Genomic DNA, 2,258 nt, shown 5'->3' on the forward strand with positions numbered 1-2,258 from the left:
CCTCGAGCTCGCACGCGAAGGTGGTGCCGGTGCGGCCGAGGCCCGACTGGATCTCGTCGGCGACCAGAAGCACGCCCCGGCGCCGGGTCAGCTCGCGCACGTCGCGCAGCCACCCGTCCGGCGGGACGATGACGCCGCCCTCGCCCTGGATCGGCTCGAGCAGCACCGCGACCGTCTCGTCGGTGATCGCCGCCTCGAGTGCCTCGATGTCGCCGAACGGCACCATGTCGAAGCCGGGCGTGTAGGGCCCGTAGTGGTCGTGCGCGACCGGGTCGTCGCTGAAACTGATGATCGTCGTCGTGCGGCCGTGGAAGTTGCCGGCCATGACGACGATCCGGGCCCGGCCGTCCGGCACGCCCTTGACCTCGTAGCCCCAGCGCCGCGACACCTTGATCGCCGTCTCGACGGCCTCGGCGCCGGTGTTCATCGGCAGCACGAGGTCCTTGCCGGCCAGCGTCGCGAGGTCCCGGCAGAACGGCCCCAGCCGGTCGCTGTGGAAGGCGCGGCTCGTCAACGTCAGCCGGTCCAGCTGGCTGCGCGCCGCGGCGACGAGCGCCGGGTGAAGGTGCCCGAAGTTCAGTGCGGAGTACCCGGCGAGGGCGTCGAGGTAGCGGCGTCCCTCGACGTCGGTGACCCAAGCCCCCTCGGCCTGCGAGATGACCACGTCCAGTGGGCTGTAGTTGGCCGCCACCCACTCCTCGGCGAGGGAGACGTGCTCCGAGGTCGCCGTCGTGCCCGCGACCGTCCGGCCGCGATCGCCTGCCCGTGCCGCTGTGTCGCTCACCCTTCGATCGTGGCACCGGAGGCCATGCGGGGCAGCCGATTGGGAGGTGATCCCCCTCTCCCCCTCTCCGAATGAGGACGCGCCGTCGGCGCCGGTGGAAGACTCGACGTGGCGGGTCCCGCAGCCAGGACTACCTGCGAAGGGGTGTGTCGGTCACGTCGGTGACCCAGCCAGGAGAAGGCCATGACCGCCGACCCGAGCACTCACACCGGCACCCGAGCCGGCGCCGGTCCCACGAGAGCCGCCCGCAGCCGCGCCGTCCTCCTCGGTGCGGCCGGCCGCGACTTCCACGACTTCAACGTCGTCTTCCGAGACGACCCGAGCGTCGAGGTGGTGGCCTTCACGGCGACGCAGATCCCGGACATCGAGGACCGTCGCTACCCACCCGAGCTGGCGGGTCCGCTCTATCCGCAAGGCATCCCGATCGTCGCCGAGTCCGAGCTGACCCGGCTCATCGAACGCGAGCACGTCGACGTCGTCGTCTTCGCCTACTCGGACGTGCGCTACGAGGACGTCATGCACCTCGCGTCGCGGTGCATCGCCGCGGGCGCCGACTTCCGCCTCCACGGCGCCCGGCACACCATGCTGCGCAGCACCAAACCGGTCGTCGCCGTGACGGCCGTGCGCACCGGTGTCGGCAAGAGCCAGACCACCCGCTACCTCGCGCGGATGCTCACCGCCCTCGGACTGCGGGTCGTCGCGGTGCGCCACCCGATGCCCTACGGCGACCTCGCCGCGCAGGCCTGCCAGCGGTTCGCGACGCATGCCGACCTCGACCGCCACGAGTGCACCATCGAGGAGCGCGAGGAGTACGAGCCGCACCTCGACACCGGGGTGATCGTCTACGCCGGCGTGGACTACGAGCGGATCCTGCGCGAGGCCGAGCAGGAGGCCGACGTCATCCTCTGGGACGGTGGCAACAACGACCTGCCGTTCTTCGTCCCCGACCTGCACGTCGTGCTCGCCGACCCGCTGCGCCCGGGCGACGAGACGGCATACCACCCCGGCGAGGCGAACGTCCGGATGGCCGACGTCGTGCTCCTGGCCAAGTGCGACTCGGCGCGCAGCGCCGACATCGACGCCGTCGAGGCGTCGGTGCGGGTGCTCAACCCGGCCGCGACGGTGCTGCGCGCGAACAGCCCGGTGTCCGTGGACGACTGGACGCTCGTCTCCGGCAGCCGGGTCATCGTCGTCGAGGACGGGCCCACGCTCACCCACGGGTCGATGACCTACGGCGCCGGTGTCGTCGGCGCCCGGATGGCCGGTGCGGCCCAGATCGTCGACCCGACGCCGTATGCCGTGGGGTCGCTCGCCGCCACCTACGCGAAGTACCCGAACGCGCGCGGCGTCCTGCCCGCCATGGGCTACGGCGCCGCACAGGTGCGCGACCTCGAGGCCACGATCCGAGCGGCCGTCGAGGCCGGCGCCTGCGACGCCGTCGTCAGCGGCACGCCGATCGACCTGACGCGCGTGC

At 72.1% G+C, this 2,258-nt stretch carries 2 protein-coding genes; one reads left to right on the forward strand and one right to left on the reverse strand.

Translation table 11 applies throughout. The annotated features are described in order from the left end of the window. Positions 1-784, reverse strand: a 784-nt coding sequence (locus tag ABD194_RS19555) for an aspartate aminotransferase family protein (protein WP_425580035.1), incomplete at its 3' end; no start/stop codon positions are given. Between the two features lie 183 nt (positions 785-967). Here ABD194_RS19555 and ABD194_RS19560 point away from each other — a divergent pair. Further along, positions 968-2,258 (forward strand): cyclic 2,3-diphosphoglycerate synthase (locus ABD194_RS19560; protein ID WP_343994606.1); only part of this gene is annotated, 1,291 nt, incomplete at its 3' end.

Source organism: Terrabacter terrae, from assembly GCF_039529575.1.
In the GTDB taxonomy this organism is placed as follows: Bacteria; Actinomycetota; Actinomycetes; order Actinomycetales; family Dermatophilaceae; genus Terrabacter; species Terrabacter terrae.